Origin of the sequence: Xanthobacter nonsaccharivorans (assembly GCF_043194755.2) — a bacterium.
Classification (GTDB): Bacteria; Pseudomonadota; Alphaproteobacteria; order Rhizobiales; family Xanthobacteraceae; genus Xanthobacter; species Xanthobacter autotrophicus_G.
This window is the reverse complement of sequence record NZ_CM195526.1, coordinates 740,475-759,284: the sequence shown is the minus strand read 5'-3', so window position 1 is coordinate 759,284 and position 18,810 is coordinate 740,475. Positions and strand designations below refer to the sequence as shown.

Below are 18,810 nucleotides of genomic sequence, written 5' to 3'. Positions count from 1 at the left end.
GATCCCAAGGACCTGAAGTCATGACCACCATCGATCCCGTCCGCCTCGAGGTGATCCGCAACGCGCTTGTTGCCGCCGCCGAGGAGATGAGCATCACCATCTGGCGCACCAGCCGCTCCACCGTCGTGCGCGAGATCCTCGATTTCTCCACTGCCGTGTTCGATGCCCAGGGGCGCAACATCGCCCAGTCGGCGCGCATCCCCGTGCACCTCAATTCCATGTCCGACTGCCTGAAGCGGATCCTGGAGGCACACATCCCGCTGGAAGCGTGGGCCGAGGGCGACGTCATCGTCACCAACGATCCCTATGCCGGCGGCCAGCACCTGCCAGACATCCAGACCTTCCGGCCGGTGTTCGTGGACGGGGAACGCGTCGCCATCGTCGGCACGCTGTGCCACCACGTGGACGTGGGCGGCGGCGCGGCGGGCTCTTATTACGCGGCGGCCACCGAGATCTTCCACGAAGGCATCCGCATTCCCCCGCTCCGCCTCGTGGAAAAGGGCGTCCTCAACAGCGCCGTGTTCGAGATGCTGCTCTACAACGTGCGCCAGGCGGAGGAGACGCGCGGCGACCTCAACGCCCAGATCGCGGCCCTCGGCATCGGTGCCAAGGCCGTGTCGCGCATCGCCGGGAAGTACGGCAGCGCCAACCTGTCGGCCGCCATGTCCGCGATCCTCGACGGCTCCGAGCGCATGATGCGTGCGGCCATCTCGGCGCTGCCGGACGGCACCTCGTCCTTCGTCGAGATGGTGGATGACGACGGCCAGTCTGAAGCCCCCATCCGCCTTGAGGTGACGATCACCAAGAGCGGCGACACCATCGCCCTCGACTTCGCCGGCTCCAGCCCGCAGGTCCGCGGCCCCGTGAACAACACGCCGGCCATGACCTGCTCGGCCGTCTACTACGCTTTGCTCGCAGCGCTTGGCTCCGACATTCCGGCGAACTCCGGCTGCTACCGGCCGGTCACCGTCTCCCTGCCGGAAGGCAGCGTGGTGAACGCGCAGTTCCCGGCCCCGGTCGCCGGGCGCATGGTGGTGAACCACCGCATCGCCACCTCCGTGTTCGGGGCGCTCGCCCAGATCGCGCCGGAGCGGATCCCCGCCGCCTACTACGCCATCTCCTACGTCTATGCCGTCTCGCTCGTGCGGCCGGACGCCCGGCGGCAGGTCTATTTCGACATCGAGGTGGGGGGCTGGGGCGGCCATGCAGGCGGCGACGGCGCAAGCGCTCTTTCCTGCGGCCTCCACAACAACACCAACGCCCCCATCGAGATGGTGGAGGCTAAGTATCCGGTGGTGTTCACCCGCTACGGCCTCCTGCCGGACAGCGGCGGCGCGGGTGAGAACCGCGGCGGCCTCGGCCTCGTGCGCGAGTTCCGGCTGGAGGCGCCGGAAGGCTCCCTCTCCACCAATTTCGAGCGCTTCCGCTTCCCGCCCTACGGCATCAAGGGCGGCGCCCCCGGCTCCCTGTCCTCGACCACGGTGACGCGGGCGGACGGTTCCGCGGTCAGCCTCAACTCCAAGGTCTCGGGTATCCCGCTCTCAGCCGGCGACACGGTGACCATCAAGACCTCCGGCGGCGGCGGCTTCGGCAACCCGGCGAACCGTGATCCGGCACGCCTTGCCGAGGACCTCGCCGAGGGCCTCGTGACGCCGGAAGCCGCCCGCACCCTCTATGGCGCCGTGAGCCTCGGCACCAAGGGAGAGGCGGCATGAGCGCGCATGCGTCCGTTCCGCTCGCGGCCCTCTCCCTCAAGGAGGTGGAGGACCTGACCTTCCGGGCGCTGGTCGGGTCCGGCGTCTCCACCGTCAACGCCTTGTCCGTCACCCAGTCCGTGGTGGCGGCGGAGGCGGAGGGCGTGCACAGTCATGGCCTCGCGCGGCTGCCGACCTATTGCGCCCATGCCAGGGTGGGCAAGATCGACGGCCGCGCCATCCCCACCCTCAGCCGCCCCCGGCCGGGGCTGGTGCGGGTCGATGCCATGGACGGCTTCGCCCATCCCGCCATCGATCTCGGACTGCCAGCCCTTGTCGAGGCGGCGAAGACGCAGGGCATCGCGGCGCTCGCGGTGACCAACTCCTACAATTGCGGTGTCGTGGGCTACCATGTGGAGCGCATCGCGAAGGCTGGGCTGATGGCGCTGGGCTTCGTGAACGCACCGGCCTCCATCGCCCCCATGGGCGGAACGAAGCCGGTGTTCGGTACCAACCCCATCGCCTTCGCCGTGCCGCGCGCGGACGCCGATCCGCTGGTGCTGGACCAGTCCTCCAGCGTCATCGCCAAGAGCGAGATCGTGGTGCACGACCAGAGGCGCGAGAAGATCCCCCTCGGCTGGGCCCTCGACCGGAATGGCCAGCCCACCGAGGACCCCAAAGCCGCCCTCGACGGGGGCACCATGGTGCCCTCCGGCGGCCACAAGGGGGCGGGCCTGGCGCTGATCGTGGAGATGTTCGCGGCTTGGCTGACCGGCGCGAACCTCTCCATCGACGCCTCGTCCTTCGCCGACAATGCGGGCGGCTCGCCGCGCACGGGCCAGTTCTTCATGGCCGTAGATCCCGGCCCGCTGGCGGGCCCGCGCGCCGGCGATCGGCTTGCCCACCTCTTCGCCGCCATCGTCAATCAGGAGGGCGCTCGCCTGCCCGGCATGCGCCGCGCCGAGGCGCGGCTGCGGACCGAGCAGGAAGGTGTACATATCCCCCATGCCCTTAAGCAGAGGCTCGACGCACTGGCCACCAGCAGCGCCTGAGACGTCGCACACATCGGCAGCCATCGAGGGGGCCGGTGAGAAGCCGATGCGACGACGTCCTGCGTGACGCCCCATCTATCGCACCGCAACCGCTCCTTCGATGACGGGCAAGGGCCGGTGACCTGAGCCGCTGGTCCTCCTCCAGATTTGGGGGAGAGTCCGTCGATCACGGAGGCTGGCTCTCTCCTGAACCGGAGGAGAAATCGGGCTCAGGCCGAGCCCGATATCGAAACGATGGCCAAAGAGGTGGATGCTGGCGCATCCACCTCCGTCCCGATTTATTTGGCGGGTGCGTACGGGCAATTGCTTTCGCTCAAGGGGCGGATGATCTCCTCAGCGGGCATCTCGCGCACCGCCTTGAGATAGTCCCACGGTCCCTTGGATTCGGCCGGCGACTTGACCTCATAGAGGGTCATGCCCTTCATGAGGCGACCGTCGGCACGAACCTTCGCGCCCTTGGCGTAGAAGTCGTTGACGGGCAGCTCGCGGATCTTTTCCGACACCTTCACCGGGTCGTCGGTACCCGCCGCTTCGACGGCCCTCAGATAAGCGAGAACAGCGCTGTAAACCCCGGCCTGGAGGTGGGTGGGCGCGTTGGTCGTGCCTCGCTCGGCCCGCCAGCGACGGGTGAACTCACGTGATGCGTCGTCCTGGTCCCAGTAGAAGGGAGCCACGAACTGGAGCCCCTGCGCCGTCTTCAGCCCCAGGCTGTGCACGTTGGTGAGGTAGAAGGCGGTGGCCGCGAGCTTCTGGCCACCCTCCACGATGCCGAATTCGCCCGCCTGCTTGATGGAGTTGATGGTGTTGTCGGCGGCATTGAGCAGGGCAATGACCTTGGCCTTCGACGCCTGCGCCTGGACGAGGTAGGCGCTGAAGTCGGTGGTCGTCACCGGGTGGCGCGCCACCCCCACGATCTTGCCGCCCGCCGGCACCACCACGCGCTCGATCTGCTGTTGCAGGGAATGACCGAACGAATAGTCGGCGACGATGAGGAACCAGGTGTCGCCCCCCGACTTCACCGTCGCGCGGCCCATGGCGTTGGCGATGGTAGAGGAATCGTAGTTCCACACGAAGCCGGTGGGCGAGCAGTTCTCGCCAAACAATTTGTCGGTGACGGAGCTGACGTTCAGGATCACCGCCTTGTTCTTCGCCAGTTCCTGCACCGCAAGCGAGACGGCGGAATTGCCGAAGTCGACGAGGGCGTCGACCCCATCCACGTCGATCCACTTGCGGGCGATGCTGGCGCCGAGGTCGGCCTTGTTCTGGTGGTCGCCGACCACGAGCTCGATGGGCTTGCCCAGCACCTTGCCGCCGAAATCCTTGATGGCGAGCTGCGCCGAGGCCACCGAGCCCGGCCCCTGGGGATCGGAATAGGGGCCCGCCTGATCGTTCAGCACGCCGATGCGGACAACGCCGTTTGACGGCTCCGCCGCGGCGGCTTGTTCAAGCGCTCCGGCGCCGAGCACCATGGACAGGAGCGCAGCGCCCAGCCCTTTCCCGAACAATCCGCCAGTCCTTGCAAGTCCGCTTGCGAACATGAATTCCTCCCTTGCTTTCCGAAGTCGTTGTGGTTCGGATTTTCTTGTGGTTGCGATGGAATGAGGGGGCGGCTGTTCAGAACAGCTCGGCGTTCACCTCCGACAACAGAAGCGGAGCGGCCCGCAGCGGCGAAAGCCAGCCGGGGATCTTGGGCAGCTCGTAGGCGGCGAAATACCGGGCGGTTGCCACCTTGCCGTCCACGAATTCGGTCGGCAGTCGGTCCCGCGCCGCCTCCGCGGCGAGCGCCTGGTCCAGCCAGAGCCAGCCCGCCACCAAATGGCCGAAAGCGGTGAGCACCGCAGTGGCGTTGTCCATGGCGCCGGTACCAGCCGGGTCCGCGATCAGCTCGCGCACCATGTCTGCCATGGCGGCACGCGCCATGTTCAACACCCGCCCCGTCTCCGCGAGGGCGGCGGAAGCCGCACCCCGCGCGATCGTCGCGTCGATCCGCGACAGCAGCAGCGTGAAGGCTTCTCCCTTGTCGCGGATGAGCTTGCGGCCAATGAAGTCGATGGCCTGGATGCCAGTCGTTCCCTCGTGGATCGGGTTCAGCCGGTTGTCGCGATAGAGCTGCTCCACGTCAAAGTCACGGGTGTAGCCGTAGCCGCCGTGGATCTGGATGGCGATGTCGCTGGCGACGAGGCCCCATTCCGAGCTCCAGGTCTTCGCCACCGGCGTGAGCAGATCGAGCAGTTGCCGGGCCTCGGCGTCTTCCGCCGCCTCCGCGAGGTCCGCGAGATGGAAGCAGTAGAGCACCAGGGCCACAGCGCCTTCGGCATAGGATTTCTGGGCGAGCAGCATGCGCTTCACGTCAGGGTGGCGAGCGATGGGGATCGGCCGCGTGTCGGGCATCACGCCGCGCGGGCGGCCCTGGGCGCGCTCGCCGGCATAGGCGACGCTGAGGCGGTGGCTGCGATAGGCCAGCATAGCCGCGCCGAGGCCCACCTGCAGGCGCGCCTCGTTCATCATCATGAACATGATAGCGAGCCCTTGCCCCGGCTCCCCGACCAGATAGCCCACGGCCCCCGCGGCACCGCCCGGACGGTGGCGCTGGCCCTCGCCGAAATTGAGCAGGCAGTTGGCCGTGCCGCGATAACCCATCTTGTGGTTGAGGCCCGCCACCACGACATCGTTGCGCTCGCCGGCGAACACCCCGGGCGCGACAAGGGTCTTCGGCACGGCAAAGAGCGAAATGCCCGCGGTGCCGGGGATGAGCTTGCCGTCGGGGCCCGGGATCTTCGCCAGCACCAGATGGCAGATGTTCTCCGAGGCGTCCTGATCGCCGCCGGAGATCCACATCTTGTTGCCGGAAAGCCGGTAGCGCCGGCCGAGGCCGTCCTCCCCGTCCGCGACTGCGCGGGTGGTGATGTCGGCGAGGGAGGAGCCCGCCTGGGGCTCGGAGAGGCACATCGTGCCGAAATAGCGTCCCTCGATCTCGGGGCGCGCCAGCGCATCGACTAGCGCTTCGCCACCGAAGGTGGTCAAGAGCCGCGCATTGGCCACCGTCAGCATGGGATAGGCGGCGGTGGCGATGTTGGCGGTGAGGAAATGGGCAAAGGAGGCGGCCGCCACCGTCAGCGGCAGCTGCATGCCGCCGTGCTCGTAGGAGAAGCTCTGGCCGAACAGGCCAGCCTCGGCATAAGCGGAGAGCGCCACGCCGATCTCGGGCAGGATGTGGACCCCGCTTTCGTCGAGGCTCGGCTCCTGTACGTCCGCCGTCTTGTAGTGGGGGAGAAAGTGGCGCGACGCCACCGTCTCGCTCAGGTCGAGAAGCGCCGCGAGCGTTTCGCGGCTGAGGTCGGAAAAGCGCGGGATCTCCGCCAGCCGGTCCGCCCCCAGCCAGTCAAGTAGAAGAAAATCCATGTCGGCACGGCGGATCAGCGAAGCGGAAGTCATCGAGCGTCCTCGGGGCATCCCTGTGGTTCGAAGCAGGACGGCGGAAGTTGCGCGCTCAGAGCGCGGTCATGCCGCCGTCCACGGCGAGGGTCTGGCCGGTGATGTGAGCGCCGGCGTCGGAAGCGAGGAGCAGCACTGGCCCCTTCAGGTCGCTCTCGCCGCCGAGCACGCCGCGCGGGGTCACGGAAAGGAGCTTCTCGCCGTGTCTGTCGAGGGTGCCGGCCGTCATCTTCGAGGGGAAATAGCCCGGCGCGAGGGCGTTCACCGTGATGCCTCGCGCGCCCCATTCGGACGCGAGCGCGCGTGTCAGGCTGATCACGCCGCCCTTCGAGGCATTGTAGGCGGCAGTGCCCTCCATGCCCGGCAGGTTGCCCGTCAGGCCGGCGATGGAGGCGATGTTGACGATGCGCCCGTAGCCCTGCGGCAGCATCGCCCGCGCCGCCACTTCGCGGGTGAGGTCGAAAAGGCGGTTGAGGTTGAGGTCCATCACCTTGGCCCAGCCCTGCGGCGGATAGGCTTCGGCCGGGGCGCCCCAGGTCGCGCCCGCGTTGTTGACAAGAATGTCGATACGCCCCGTCACCTTGAGGGCCTCGGTCACGATGCGCGGGATGGAGGCCACGTCGGAAAGGTCCGACGCAAGGGTGGTCGCGGCGATGCCGAACGGTTCGAGATGACGCTTGGCTTCGGCCAGTTCGTCGGCCTTGCGCGCGGTGATGACGACGTGCGCGCCGAATTCGCCGAGCGCCTCGGCCATCTGCAGGCCGATGCCGCGGGAGCCGCCGGTGACGATGGCGACACGCCCTGAAAGGTCGAAGAGGCGATGCAGGTCGCGGGTCATGCGCTTTCTCCGTTGAGGGCGGCGAAGCCCGTGCCGGCCTCTGCCGTACGGCGCAGCAGATCGGCGGGCCGCCAGGCCCAGCCCTGATAGGCGCCGGTGAAGTTCTCGATGCGGGAGAGGACCTGTGGCAATCCCACCCGGTCGGCGTAGAACATCGGCCCGCCCCGGAAGCGCGGGAAGCCGTAGCCGTCCACCCACACCGTATCGATGTCGAGCGGGCGTGCGGCGATCCCGTCCCCGAGGATGCGCGCGCCCTCGTTCACCAGCGCATAGACGCAGCGCTCGACGATCTCTTCATCGCTGATCGGCCGGCGGGTGATGCCGAGGCGCCTCGACTCCTCCACCACCAGCGCGTCGATGGCCGGATCCACTTCCGGCTTGCCGCCCTTGCCGTAGAGATAGTAGCCAGCCCCGGTCTTCTGGCCGAAGCGGCCCATCTCGCAGATGAGATCGGGGATGCGTGAATAGGGCCGGTCCGGCTGCTCCACCGCGCGCCGCTTGCGGATGCTCCAGCCGATGTCCTGGCCCGCGAGGTCCATGGTGCGCAGCGGCCCCATGGCCATGCCGAAGGCCTCCATGGCGGCGTCCACCTGCTGCGGCAGGGCGCCTTCCTCCAGCAGGAAATAGGCCTGGCGCAGATACTCCTCGAACATGCGGTTGCCGATGAAGCCGTCGCACACGCCGGAGACGACGCCCACCTTGCGGATCTGCTTGGCGAAAGTCATCGCGCGGGCGAGCGTCTCTGGCGCCGTCTTTTCGCCGCGCACCACCTCCAGCAGGCGCATGATGTTGGCAGGGCTGAAGAAATGCGTGCCGACCACGGACTGCGGCCGCTTCGTGAAAGCAGCGATCCGGTCTACGTCCAGCGTCGAGGTGTTGGAGGCGAGCACCGCGCCGGTGTCGGCGAGCCGGTCGAGCGCCTCGAACACTTGCTGCTTGACGGAAATGTCCTCGAACACCGCCTCGATAACGAAGTCGGCGCCGCGCACGGCCTCCATGTCGAGGGAGAAGCCGATGAGCGCGCGCTGCGCCTGTCCGGTCGCCTCCATCAGCCGTCCACGCTCGACGCTGCGTGCGATGGTGTTTTCCACCGAAGAGCGGGAGCGCTCCAGCGCTGCCGAATTGGCGTCGATGACGGTGACGGGAAGTCCGGCCTGGGCCACCGCCAGCGCGATGCCCGTGCCCATGGTCCCCGAGCCGATGATGGCCACCGCTTGGGTCGACGCCGACTTCAGCGCCGGATCGAGCCCCGGCAGCCGCGCCACCGCGCGCTCGGCAAGGAAGACGTGCCGCAGACCCCGCGCCGGCTCGCTCACCAGCAGGCGGTCGAAAATGTCGTATTCGCTCTTCAGGCCACCGTCGAAGCCTTGGGAGATGCCCGCCTCGATGGCATCAAGGGCACCACGGACCGCATCCCCCGGCGCGCCCCGAGGTGCCTTACCCCGCGCTTCGGCGATGGCCTCCGGCCCGCCCTCGTTCGAAATCTCCCGGTCACGGCTCCGGCGTCGGCCTTCCCCCGCCACAGAACGGGCGAAGGCGATAGCTTCGGCTCGCACGTCATCTCCGGCGAGGGCGTCCAGAAGCCCGATGCGAAGGGCCTCGTGGGCGCCGATCACCTTGCCGCTCGAGATCATCCGCGCCGCCTGCGCGGCGCCCGCCAGGCGCGGCAGCCGCTGGGTGCCGCCTGCGCCGGGAATGATACCGAGCGTGACCTCCGGCAAGCCCACCTTCGCATCAGCGGTAGCGATGCGATAGTCGGTGGCCAGCGCCAGCTCCAGCCCACCGCCGAGGGCGCCGCCCTGGATGGCGGCGACGACCGGCTTCGCCAGCCCATCGAGCACGTCGTCGAGGCGCCGCGCCGGGGCCGCGATGGCAGCCGGGTCCTTGTCGAACTCCGCGATGTCGGCGCCTGCGCTGAACATTCGCCCTTCGGCCGCGAGCACAATGGCCTTGACCTGCGGATCGGCATCAAGCGCGCGCAATGCCGCCTCGATCGCCTGAGGAATACCCGCGCTCGCCGAGATGGGGTTGAGAGGCGGGTTGGAGAAGACGACGACCCCGATCCCGTCCTCGATATGCGTTTCTACAGGCACGATGCTCCCCTCCGCTGGCCCCTCCGGCGTGTCCCACAACATGCGCGGACCTCGCCCGAGAATGACTTCGGCTGAATGCTTGAATTTGGATCAATCTATGCAGAATGCGCTGACTTTCTGCCGATCATGTAACCAGAAAACCTGTTACGTACTTCCGATTTTAGGAGCTTCCCGGTGGCAGTGTGCGGCAGCTCCGCCACAAATACTACGTCATCCGGGACCCACCACTTGGCAACCTTGCCACCGTACCAGTCGAGCAGCTCTTGCTTCTCCACTGTCCGTCCCGGCTTCAGCACCACCAGCAGGAGGGGCCGCTCATCCCATTTCTCGTGGCGCGCGGCGATGACGACAGCTTCCTCGACCGCCGGATGCGCCACGGCGATGTTCTCGAGCGCGATGGAACTGATCCACTCGCCGCCCGACTTGATCAGGTCCTTGGTGCGGTCGACGATCTCGAAATAGCCTGAGGCATCTTGCGTGACCACGTCGCCGGTCCGGAACCAGCCGTCCGACGTGAATGCGGCGTCCTGGCTCTGGCGCTTGAAGTAGGACGCCGCGATCCAGGGGCCGCGGATCAGCATTTCGCCCGTCGCAGCCCCATCGGCGGACACCTCCGCACCGGCATCGTCCACCACCTTCATCTCGACGCCGAAAGTGGGGCGCCCCTGGCGGCGCTGGGAGGCGAGCCACTCCGGCAGCGGCATGTCCTTGTTCTCGACCTTGCGCTGGTTGAACAGGCCGCACGGGGTCGTCTCCGTCATGCCCCAGGCGTGGTTGACGGTGATTCCGAACTCCTCATGGAAAGCGGAAGCGATGTGCGGCGGGCAGGCCGCGCCGCCCACCGTGATCCTGAGCGGCTGGGGGATCGCCGGGCGTGTCGCGCGCAGACGTTCCAGCACACCGAGCCAGACGGTGGGCACCGCAGCCGACCATGTCACCCCCGCCGTCGAGATCAGGGCACAGAGGTCGGCCGCCTGCGGCCGCGGGCCGGGCAGGACAAGGCTCGCCCCCACCATGGGTGCGCTGTAGGGCACCCCCCAGCCGTTGACGTGGAACATGGGCACCACCGGCATGGCCACATCCACCGAGCGCAGGCCGAAGAAGTCCGGAAGGTTGGTGGAATAGCCATGCAGCACTACGGCGCGGTGCGAGTAGAGCACACCCTTGGGGCTGCCTGTGGTCCCCGACGTGTAGCAGAGGCTGACCGCCTCGTTTTCATCGAAGCGCGGCCAGTCGATCGTCGCGGGCTCGCCGGCGATGAGCGTTTCGTAGGAGATCACTTCGAGATGCGCCTTCAAGGCGCTTTCGGGCACGTCCCCATCGCCGCCCAGCACCACGAGCGTGGCCACCCCCGCGATCTTCAGCTGCGGCCCCAGCCCTTCCAGGACAGACAATTCGAGCGGGTCGACGAAGAGCATCGCATCGGCGGCGTCGGCAATGATATAGGCGATCTGCTCCCTGAACAGGCGCGGATTGATGGTGTGGCAGATGGCGCCGATTCCGGCGACTCCGTAATAGAGCTCGAGGTGCCGGTGGTCGTTCCAGGCCAGCGTCCCGATGCGCGTCCCCGGGCCGATGCCGCGCCGCTTCAACGCATGGGCGAGCTGCGCCGCCCGGCTCTCGATCTCGGGGTAGGAGTGGACGACCCGGCTGCCGTCCGCTCGGCGCGTCGTGACGGTGGCATGGGTATGGTACCTGGACGCGAAGCGGATGATGTCCGACACGTTCAGGTCACGGCTCTGCATCAGGCCTTTCATGATTGTTCCTCCCTCGCACCCTTATTGTTCTTCGTCGAACAGGCCGCCCTCTTGCGGAGCGGCTCCCTGTCAGGCCGGGCTACAGCCCGGCCATCCTCACACCCGCTCGAAGATGGCGGCGATGCCCTGGCCGCCACCGATGCACATGGTCACAAGCGCGTAGCGCCCGCCGGTGCGGTGCAGCTCGTAGATGGCCTTCACGGTGATGATGGCCCCCGTCGCCCCCACGGGATGGCCGAGGGAGATGCCCGAGCCGTTGGGATTGACCTTCGCGGGATCGAACCCAAGCTCCCGCGCCACGGCGCAGGCCTGGGCCGCGAAGGCCTCGTTGGATTCGATCACGTCGAGGTCCGCGACGGAAAGCCCCGTGCGTTCCAGCACCTTGCGCGTCGCCGGGATGGGGCCGATGCCCATCTCGTCGGGCGCGACACCGGCATGGGCGTAGCCCACGAGGCGCGCGAGGGGCTTCAGCCCCTTCCTCTCGGCAAGCCCGGCCTCGGCCAGCACCACCGCGGCGGCGGCGTCGTTGATGCCCGATGCATTGCCGGCGGTCACGGTGCCGTCCGCCTTGAACACCGGTTTCATCTTGGAAAGGACATCGACCGTGGTTTCGGCGCGCACGTGCTCGTCCGTGTCGAAGATCTTCGTGCCTTTTCGGGAGACGATCTCCACCGGCACGATCTGCTCGCGGAAGCGCCCCTCGGCGATGGCGACGGCGGCGCGGCGGTGGCTTTCGGCCGCAAGCGCGTCCTGGTCCTCCCGGCTCACCTGACGGCGAGCGGCCACGTTCTCCGCGGTGACGCCCATGTGGATGTCCTGGAAGGGGTCATGCAGGACGGCGAGCGTGTAGTCCACCATCCGCCCGTCGCCCATGCGGGTCCCCCAGCGCATCCCGGTTGAGATGTACGGCCCCCGGCTCATGGATTCGGCGCCGCCGCCGATGGCGACGTCGGCATCGCCCAGCGCGATCGACTGAGCCGCAGAAACGATGGCCTGCAGGCCGGAGCCGCACAGGCGGTTCACATTGAAGGCCGGCACCTCCTGGGGCAGGCCCGCGTTCAGCGCCGCGACGCGGCTCAGATAGGCGTCCTTGGGCTCGGTTGGGATGACGTTGCCGAGGGCGACATGGCCAACCGCGTCGGGGGCGACCCCGCTGCGCTCCAGCGCAGCCTTCACGGCGGTGGTCGCGAGCTGCGACAGGGGCACGTCCTTGAGGGTCCCGCCGAAGGTGCCGATGGCCGTGCGCGCCGCGCCGACGATCACGATGTCACGTGTCATTTCCGTCCTCCCTGATCCCGCCGGTCGCCGCTCCACCCTGTGGCGCGAGGTTCGTCCTCACGGTCCGGCGCACCTCATTTTGGAACCGTCTTACGTCATGTTAGTTTGTTGGACAATGGAACATTTGCACAATAATGCCGAGAGTGCTAGGTCCCGTAGGCTCCAAATGAGATTCCGCCATGTTTCAACGTATTGAGCCTGTTCCGGCCTATCGCACCGTGTGTGATGCCATCGAGAAGCGGATCATGTCCGGCCGCCTGGAGGCCGGAGATCCTCTCCCGACGGAAACGGAACTCGCCGAGCAGTTCGGCCTCGCCCGCCACACCGTGCGCGAGGGCCTGCGGATCCTGGAGGAAAGCGGCCTCGTCGGTCGCGAGGCTGGCCGACGGCTGTTCGTGAAGGCTCCGCACTATTCCGATCTCGCGCCGAGAGCCTCGCGCGCCCTGGTCATGCAACGCGTGACCTTCGAGGAGCTGTGGGAGGTCTCCATGTCGCTGGAGCCCAGCGCCGCAGCGCGGGCAGCCACACGGATCGACGACGCGCAGATCGAGCAGCTCGAAGAAAACTATCGCCGCATGGAAGAGGAGCGGGCGGCCGGCCGCTCCATCATCGCCCTCGACGTGGAGTTCCACACCCTCGTTGCCGAGATCGCCGCCAACAAGGCGCTCCTGCTCGCCCGCGAGCCCATCTCCCAGCTGTTCTATCCGGCGCTCGCCAAGCTGTTCGCCCACCCGCTCAATTGCGAGATCGGGCCACGCCGCCTCGCGCAGGCGCACCGGCACATCATCGACGCGCTCAAGGTCCATGACGCCGGCGAGGCCGAGCTCTGGATGCGTCGCCATATGGTCGATTTCCGCCGCGGCTACGAGCTGTGCAGCTTCGACCTCAAGGACACGATCGCGTTCGAAGGCGACTGACTTCGAACGGCGCGCATCAGGCTGCCCATTTACGCCCGTGCCGCCCCCCTCGTGGCGTGGGCTCCAATCGAGCCTGAAAGATTCCTCACCGCCTCAATCCACCAAATGACGGGACTGATCACCTAGCGTGGACGTAATCCGCGTCGGGGCACGCTCACCAGCCTCGGTCCCATTCCGGCTGTCCCTGGAAGCAGGTGGCGAGGAAATCGACGAGGACGCGTACCCGCAGCGCGAGGTGGCGCGCGGGTGGATAGAGGGCATGGACCACGTGGGGCGCGTCCTCATGCTCTGCGAGCAAGCGCACGACGCGGCCCGCGCGAATGCCGGAGCCGACGATGAAGGTCGGGAGCCGCGCGATGCCGAGGCCCGCCTCCGCCGCGAGGAGGCAGGCCTCGCCGTTGGAAAAGCGCAGCCTTCCGGAAACCGCCACCGTGGTGGGCTCACCGCCCTGTTCACTGGCGAACGACCAGTTCAGCGGATCGCGGAAATTGCTGTCGATGATGCAGTCGTGCGCCGCCAGATCCTCCGGCCGCTCCGGCGTGCCGTGGCGCGCGAGATAGGCCGGCGCGGCGACGACCACGATCCGTCCTTCGCACAGCTTGCGGGCGATAAGGCTGCTGTCGGCGGGCTTGCCGATGCGCACCGTCAGGTCGAAGCCCTCGTCAACGAGGTTCACCACGCGATCGGAGAAGCTGACGTCGAGCTGTATCTCCGGAAAGGCTCGGGCGAAATCGAGGAGCACCGGCACCAGTTGCAGCGTCCCGAACGACATCGGCGCGGTGAGCCGCAGGCGTCCGGCCGGGGCGCCGGAGGCGTTGCGCACCGAGGCGTCGAGCGCGTCGAACTCATCGAGCAGCGGCTTCATGCGCTCGTAATAGGCCTGGCCGACCTCGGTGGGGGAGAGCGCCCGCGTGGTGCGCTTCAGCAGCTGCACGCCGAGGTCCGCCTCCAGCTTCGAGACCAGCTTGGAGGCCTGCCCGCTGCTGGTGCCGAGCCGCTCCGCCGCGCCGGAAAAGCTGCCGGCATCGAGCACGGCGACGAACATGCGGTTGCAGTCGAGGCGATCCATGGGGACGTTCCGGGTCCGTGTTGCTTCCGGAAGCGTAGCCCCAACGCCTTCCCGATGTGAGCCCTCAGACCGCGACCGGATAGAGCCCCGGCAGGTCCGGCCCCACCGGCACGATGCCGGTGGGGTTGAGCGCCTTGATGGAATAGTAGCCGCGCTTGATGTGGTCGAAATTCACCGTGTCGCGGATGCCCGGAAGGGCATGGATGCGCAGCACGTAGGCCTGCAGCGCCGGATAGTCGGCAATCCGGCGCAGGTTGCACTTGAACAGGCCATGATAGGCGGCATCGAACCGCACCAGCGTGACGAACAGACGGATATCCGCCTCGGTGAAGCGGTCGCCGAGCAGGAACGGGCCGCCCTGCGCCAGCCGCGCCTCCAGCTCGCCGAGCATGCCGAAGACCTCCCGGAAGGCCTCCTCGTAGGCGATCTGGGTGGTGGCGAAGCCGGCGCGGTAGACGCCATTGTTGAGCCGCGGATAGATGCGCTCGTTGAGGGCATCAATGTCGGCCCGCAGGTCCGGCGGATAAAGGTCGATGTCGTTGCGGGCGAGGTCCCCGAAGCCGGAATTGAACATCCGCACGATCTCGGCCGATTCATTGTTCACGATCGTCCCGTGTTCCTTGTCCCACAGGACGGGAACCGTGGCGCGGCCGGTATAATGGGGGTCGGCGCGGGTGTAGATCTCGTGCAGGTAGGTGGCGCCGTTCAGCGTGTCGCGGTCCGCGCCCGGATAGTCGCCGAAGCGCCAGCCCTCGTCGGTGAGCGCCGGCTCAACGACCGACAGCGAGACCACCTCCTCCAGCCCCTTCAGCTTGCGCGCCATCAGCGTGCGCGAGGCCCAGGGGCAGATGTACGCGACGTAGAGGTGATAACGCCCCTTCTCCGCCTTGAAGCCGCCTTCGCCGCTCGGGCCGGCCGAGCCGTCGGCCGTCACCCAGCTGCGGAAGCCGGAGATCTGGCGCACGAAGCCGCCCTTGGCGTCGGTTGCCTGGACGGGGTGCCAATCCTGCGTCCACTGTCCATCGACGAGCATCGTCCAGTCCCTTTCCGCCGCCCCCGCTTTCCCGGAGGAAGGCAGGGCGCGCGCATCTCGTTCGTTACTTCACCATCCCGAAGGGGTCGGGCACCACATGGCCGTTGGCGTTGTTCCAGAAACTCTGGAGCACGAAGCCGTACTCGGAAAGGTTCTGGCTGAACGGCTCAAGCATCGCGCTCGCTCTGGGCCGTTTCCAGTCGGCCTGCAGCTCGCAGGCGAGCGCGAAGGTCGTCACCAGCTCGGCACCGGCGCTCGCCATGCGCGACATGGCCGCGTCCACCTCGTAGCGGTTCCAGGCGCCGCAGGCGTCAACCACCGGATAGACCTGATAACCGTCGTTCAGCATCGCCAGCGTTGGCAGGGCGCAGCATGTGCCGATGGTGACGCCGGCGATGATGATGTGGCGGCGGCCGGTTTTCTTGACCAGATCCTCCAGCGCCTTGCGGAAGCTGGGATCCTCATAGCAGTTGATGATGCCGGTGCGGCGGTAGATCGGCTGATCGGCGAAGATCTCCTTGATCTCCGGCAGGTTGTCGCCGTTCTGCCATTGCGCGTTGGACGAGGTGATGAGCACCGGCAGGCCCAGCGCCTTGGCGACGCGGGCGAGGCCCACGACATTGCTCTTGAGCTCGGCGAGCGAGGTGGTGTCGCGCATGCCGGCCAAGAGGCCGATCTGGTGATCGACCAGCAGCACGATGCTGTTCTTCGCGGTGGGCTTGTCATGGCCATAGCGGCCGGCGGCGCGGGCTTCGGCCGCCGTAGCGCGGTTGGGGAGCGCGCTGTCGGTGATGGGGCTGACGATGTCGGCCGGACGGATGTCGGTCATTGCGACGACTCCTTCAAAGGTCAGATCGCGGGAACGGGGACAAGAGAGATCGCGGTGTTCCAGGGGTCCTGAAGGACGAGCTCCCCTTCCCCGCGGGCGCCTGACGCCGCCGCCCGCTCGCGCACGGCGGCGAGGCGTTCGGGCGAAATCCGGATCTCGACCTCGGTCAGTCCGGTCGAAGGGTAGCTGCGCGGTTCCGCGCCGCGGCTGTTCCAGATGTTGGTCGCGATGTGGTGGTGATAGCCATCCGCGGCGAAGAAGGTGGCGCCGGGATAGCGGCAGGTGACGGCGAGCCCGAGGGTACCGGCATAGAAGGCTTCCGCCGGGGTGATGGCGCCCACCTGCAGGTGCACGTGGCCAACCTTGGAACCCGCGGGAAAGCCGCCCCAGAGGATGTCGCCGGCGCTGGCCACGAGGCCGGGGATGTCGAGCGCATCAGTCGACATACGCACCAGGCCGTTGCTCCATTCCCATGCGGAGGCGGGGCGGTCGGCATAGACCTCCACCCCGTTGCCCTCCGGATCGGAGAGGTAGATCGCCTCGCTCACCTCGTGGTCGGAGGCGCCGACCACGGGCGTGCGGGTTTCCGCCAGATGCTGCACGAAGCGGGCGAGGTCCGTCCGGTCCGGCAGCAGGAAGGCGGTGTGGAACAGTCCCGCCTCCCGGGGCGAGCGGCGTCGCGCCGCAGGATCATGGCGCAGTTCCAGCAGCACGTCGCCAGCGGCACCGAGCTCGGCCGTCTCTCCGTCCCGCCGCAGCAGGCGGAGGCCGATGGCCTGCTCGTAGAAGGCGGCGACGCGGTCGATATCGTGGACCGTCAGCGCCACCCTGCCCGTGGCGAGGGTCGGCGTGGCGCTCCCGGTCGGAGCGGCATGGGAGGGGGCGAGGGAGAAGGTGTCTGACATGGTGTTCTGCCTTCCTCGGCCATGCCGAGCCGCTCAGGCTCAGACGCGGGTGGCGCCGATGGGGGTGCGCTTGATGGCAAAGGCGCCGTCGCCGCTCAGGGCGATCACGAGAAGGCCGACGATCCACAGCGCGGGGAATTCCCAGCCGCCGTTCGGGCTGGTGAAGAAGAAGCCGGCGGCGCCGTGCACGGTGAAGATGGCGCCGAGCAGGATCGGGATCAGCGCGACGGCGACGGCCCGCGGCCAGAAGCCGACGATGAGGGCAATGGCGCCGATCACCTCCCAGGCGATGGTCACGTAGGCAAGCGCGCCCGGCAGCCCGAGCTTCGTGAAGAAGGCAGCGGTGCCGGCGGGGGTGAAGACGAAGATCTTCAGGCCGGCATGGGCGAGGAAAAGGATGCCCAGCGCGATGCGCAGGATGAAGGTGGCGTAGGGAGCAGTACGGGTGTCGATCATGACGGGGCTCGCTTGGCAGGGGTCCGATGGCCCTCATATGCTCCCGGGACGGACCCATGATTAAGCGGGTGATCCGGAGCTTATTGCTTCCAGATTGGAATCAATGGACCGTCCCAGCGTATGTTCCTTGCGCGCAGGCAGAAGGCCGCCGGACGGCGTTCCCTCCTTTGCTTCCTGCCATTTCAAGGTGTCGGCATCTGTCTCCGAGATCGTCTCGGAGCGCGAAATGACGGCTTCCCACTTCGCGCCGTCTTGTGCCCGGCATCTTGGCCAATCAAGCCATCCACCGTGATGACTCGGCCAATTTCAGGCATCTCCGCAGCAAGCCAACTGACGTTGCCCCTCATCGCTTATCTAGTTTGAAATTCGTTCTGGCCCACTGAGAGGACCAGAACATGAGGCGGGCACCACAGCCGGGTTCGCGAGGTGCTTGCCTATCACCCGACGATCCTTGCCTAACGTTCCGACACGAACGTGAAACACAGAGCGACATCAACGACGAGTCTTCCCAGCGCCACGGCGGAGCGGTGCTTCCATGCACTCGGCCTTATGTATGGCTATATGGCATGCATGTCTGCATCATGTATGGCTCAAGAAGAAACGTAGAGAACGCATCTGGCGATTTGGTTTAGTCCCAGGATCATGGGGACGGCATCGCGTCCGAAACGTTCTAGTTCGGCGGCCCACGAGTTGCGGATGGCTTCGTATAGCATGAGGCCTCGCAGAGCTTTCAGAATCCTTGTGAAGCTGCTCTGGTCGCGAAATGGAATGTGATGGGTATGACCCGCCCGCACATTTTGAGATGACGGACATTTTTCTGCGCATCAACGCCTTCAACTTCCTGGCGGAAACCCTCGCGCGGACACCACTCGCTCTGATTTTCCGGTCTCAATTGGTCGATCCGGCTTTTCCACTCCTCAGGAAGCGGCGGCACTTGCATTTTCCGGCATTGTTGCGCGGATGCTAACTTCGGTGGCGAGATCGGGCCTATGCTTCGCCCTTCAACACGCGGCGGCCTTCCTCAGCCTTGTAGTAATATTGACTGGCGACCAGCCATCCCTTCAGCGGCCGCAGGGGCGGAATGCAGGTGAGCAACATGAAGGGCAGCGTCGTGACGAGGTGCACCCAGTAAGGTGCCTGATAGGCCATTTCCAGCCAGATACCGAATACCACCGAGGGAACGCATGCGAAGCAGATCACGAAGAAGGCCGGGCCGTCCGCCGGATCGGCGAAAGAATAATCGAGGCCACATATCTCGCACTCCTCGCGCAGCGTGAGAAAGCCGCTGAACAGATGCCCCTGGCCACAGCGGGGGCAACGGCCACGAATGCCCACCTGCATGGGGGATAAGGTTGGCCAGGATCTGGCGTCGGTCATGATGGGGTCCTCGATCGAGCGGCTGTACCGGCGGGCTTGGAGCCATTGTCCTGCGCCCCGCCTGCCGCATGGGCCAT

15 protein-coding genes are annotated in these 18,810 nt (G+C 67.0%); 3 read left to right on the top strand and 12 right to left on the bottom strand.

What is annotated here, in order from left to right; genetic code table 11:
* The first annotated feature begins 20 nt into the window (after window positions 1-20).
* Window positions 21-1,715, top strand: coding sequence for a hydantoinase B/oxoprolinase family protein (locus V5F59_RS03425; protein ID WP_393983074.1), 1,695 nt, complete (start codon window positions 21-23; stop codon window positions 1,713-1,715).
* Window positions 1,712-2,746 (top strand): Ldh family oxidoreductase, encoded by a 1,035-nt coding sequence (locus V5F59_RS03420; protein ID WP_393983075.1) that lies wholly within the window; start codon window positions 1,712-1,714, stop codon window positions 2,744-2,746. Before V5F59_RS03425 ends, V5F59_RS03420 begins: the two co-directional genes overlap by 4 nt.
* 278 nt (window positions 2,747-3,024) lie before the next feature.
* On the opposite strand, the gene V5F59_RS03415 is transcribed toward V5F59_RS03420, so the two are convergent.
* From V5F59_RS03415 to V5F59_RS03390, 6 genes are all read right to left on the bottom strand, one after another.
* Window positions 3,025-4,251, bottom strand: coding sequence for an ABC transporter substrate-binding protein (locus tag V5F59_RS03415; RefSeq protein WP_393983076.1), 1,227 nt, complete (start codon window positions 4,249-4,251; stop codon window positions 3,025-3,027).
* Window positions 4,252-4,360: 109 nt separating this feature from the next.
* Window positions 4,361-6,181: an acyl-CoA dehydrogenase gene (locus V5F59_RS03410; protein ID WP_393983077.1), complete on the bottom strand. Its 1,821-nt coding sequence runs from the start codon at window positions 6,179-6,181 to the stop codon at window positions 4,361-4,363.
* Window positions 6,182-6,236: 55 nt separating this feature from the next.
* Window positions 6,237-7,019: an SDR family oxidoreductase gene (locus V5F59_RS03405; RefSeq protein ID WP_393983078.1), complete on the bottom strand. Its 783-nt coding sequence runs from the start codon at window positions 7,017-7,019 to the stop codon at window positions 6,237-6,239.
* A complete protein-coding gene (locus V5F59_RS03400) occupies window positions 7,016-9,112 on the bottom strand; it encodes a 3-hydroxyacyl-CoA dehydrogenase NAD-binding domain-containing protein (protein ID WP_393983079.1) in 2,097 nt (698 codons plus the stop codon). The genes V5F59_RS03405 and V5F59_RS03400 overlap by 4 nt, the downstream gene beginning before the upstream one ends.
* Before the next feature lie 95 nt (window positions 9,113-9,207).
* Window positions 9,208-10,869: a long-chain fatty acid--CoA ligase gene (locus tag V5F59_RS03395; RefSeq protein ID WP_393983080.1), complete on the bottom strand. Its 1,662-nt coding sequence runs from the start codon at window positions 10,867-10,869 to the stop codon at window positions 9,208-9,210.
* Window positions 10,870-10,965: 96 nt separating this feature from the next.
* The gene (locus V5F59_RS03390) at window positions 10,966-12,147 is read right to left on the bottom strand and encodes an acetyl-CoA C-acyltransferase family protein (RefSeq protein WP_393983081.1); all 1,182 of its coding nucleotides are present in this window, start codon (window positions 12,145-12,147) and stop codon (window positions 10,966-10,968) included.
* 179 nt (window positions 12,148-12,326) lie between these two features.
* Here V5F59_RS03390 and V5F59_RS03385 point away from each other — a divergent pair, with 179 nt between their 5' ends.
* A complete protein-coding gene (locus tag V5F59_RS03385; protein WP_393983082.1) occupies window positions 12,327-13,064 on the top strand; it encodes a FadR/GntR family transcriptional regulator in 738 nt (245 codons plus the stop codon).
* A gap of 154 nt (window positions 13,065-13,218) precedes the next feature.
* Here V5F59_RS03385 and V5F59_RS03380 read toward each other — a convergent pair whose 3' ends face one another.
* The 6 genes from V5F59_RS03380 to V5F59_RS03355 all read right to left on the bottom strand — a co-directional run bounded on the left by V5F59_RS03380 (window position 13,219) and on the right by V5F59_RS03355 (window position 18,733).
* Window positions 13,219-14,133, bottom strand: coding sequence for a LysR family transcriptional regulator (locus tag V5F59_RS03380; RefSeq protein ID WP_393983083.1), 915 nt, complete (start codon window positions 14,131-14,133; stop codon window positions 13,219-13,221).
* A 64-nt stretch (window positions 14,134-14,197) separates the two neighbouring features.
* On the bottom strand, window positions 14,198-15,166 hold the full coding sequence (locus V5F59_RS03375; protein WP_393983084.1) for a glutathione S-transferase family protein: 969 nt from the start codon (window positions 15,164-15,166) through the stop codon (window positions 14,198-14,200).
* A 64-nt stretch (window positions 15,167-15,230) separates the two neighbouring features.
* Window positions 15,231-15,995: an isochorismatase family protein gene (locus tag V5F59_RS03370; RefSeq protein ID WP_393983085.1), complete on the bottom strand. Its 765-nt coding sequence runs from the start codon at window positions 15,993-15,995 to the stop codon at window positions 15,231-15,233.
* Window positions 15,996-16,015: 20 nt separating this feature from the next.
* Complete coding sequence (locus tag V5F59_RS03365; protein ID WP_393983086.1) at window positions 16,016-16,900, bottom strand: VOC family protein; 885 nt, start codon at window positions 16,898-16,900, stop codon at window positions 16,016-16,018.
* Window positions 16,901-16,939: 39 nt separating this feature from the next.
* Window positions 16,940-17,356: a DoxX family protein gene (locus V5F59_RS03360; protein WP_393983087.1), complete on the bottom strand. Its 417-nt coding sequence runs from the start codon at window positions 17,354-17,356 to the stop codon at window positions 16,940-16,942.
* Window positions 17,357-18,343: 987 nt separating this feature from the next.
* The gene (locus V5F59_RS03355; protein ID WP_393983088.1) at window positions 18,344-18,733 is read right to left on the bottom strand and encodes a DUF983 domain-containing protein; all 390 of its coding nucleotides are present in this window, start codon (window positions 18,731-18,733) and stop codon (window positions 18,344-18,346) included.
* Between the last annotated feature and the right edge of the window lie 77 nt (window positions 18,734-18,810).

Bases quoted from the DNA above. Each gene is read 5' to 3' on its own strand.
- V5F59_RS03425 (WP_393983074.1), top strand. From the start codon at position 21: ATGACCACCATCGATCCCGTCCGCCTCGAGGTGATCCGCAACGCGCTT.
- V5F59_RS03370 (WP_393983085.1), bottom strand. From the start codon at position 15,995: ATGACCGACATCCGTCCGGCCGACATCGTCAGCCCCATCACCGACAGC.
- V5F59_RS03355 (WP_393983088.1), bottom strand. From the start codon at position 18,733: ATGACCGACGCCAGATCCTGGCCAACCTTATCCCCCATGCAGGTGGGC.
- V5F59_RS03375 (WP_393983084.1), bottom strand. From the start codon at position 15,166: ATGCTCGTCGATGGACAGTGGACGCAGGATTGGCACCCCGTCCAGGCA.
- V5F59_RS03410 (WP_393983077.1), bottom strand. From the start codon at position 6,181: ATGACTTCCGCTTCGCTGATCCGCCGTGCCGACATGGATTTTCTTCTA.
- V5F59_RS03395 (WP_393983080.1), bottom strand. From the start codon at position 10,869: ATGAAAGGCCTGATGCAGAGCCGTGACCTGAACGTGTCGGACATCATC.
- V5F59_RS03405 (WP_393983078.1), bottom strand. From the start codon at position 7,019: ATGACCCGCGACCTGCATCGCCTCTTCGACCTTTCAGGGCGTGTCGCC.
- V5F59_RS03365 (WP_393983086.1), bottom strand. From the start codon at position 16,900: ATGTCAGACACCTTCTCCCTCGCCCCCTCCCATGCCGCTCCGACCGGG.
- V5F59_RS03390 (WP_393983081.1), bottom strand. From the start codon at position 12,147: ATGACACGTGACATCGTGATCGTCGGCGCGGCGCGCACGGCCATCGGC.
- V5F59_RS03360 (WP_393983087.1), bottom strand. From the start codon at position 17,356: ATGATCGACACCCGTACTGCTCCCTACGCCACCTTCATCCTGCGCATC.
- V5F59_RS03385 (WP_393983082.1), top strand. From the start codon at position 12,327: ATGTTTCAACGTATTGAGCCTGTTCCGGCCTATCGCACCGTGTGTGAT.
- V5F59_RS03420 (WP_393983075.1), top strand. From the start codon at position 1,712: ATGAGCGCGCATGCGTCCGTTCCGCTCGCGGCCCTCTCCCTCAAGGAG.
- V5F59_RS03380 (WP_393983083.1), bottom strand. From the start codon at position 14,133: ATGGATCGCCTCGACTGCAACCGCATGTTCGTCGCCGTGCTCGATGCC.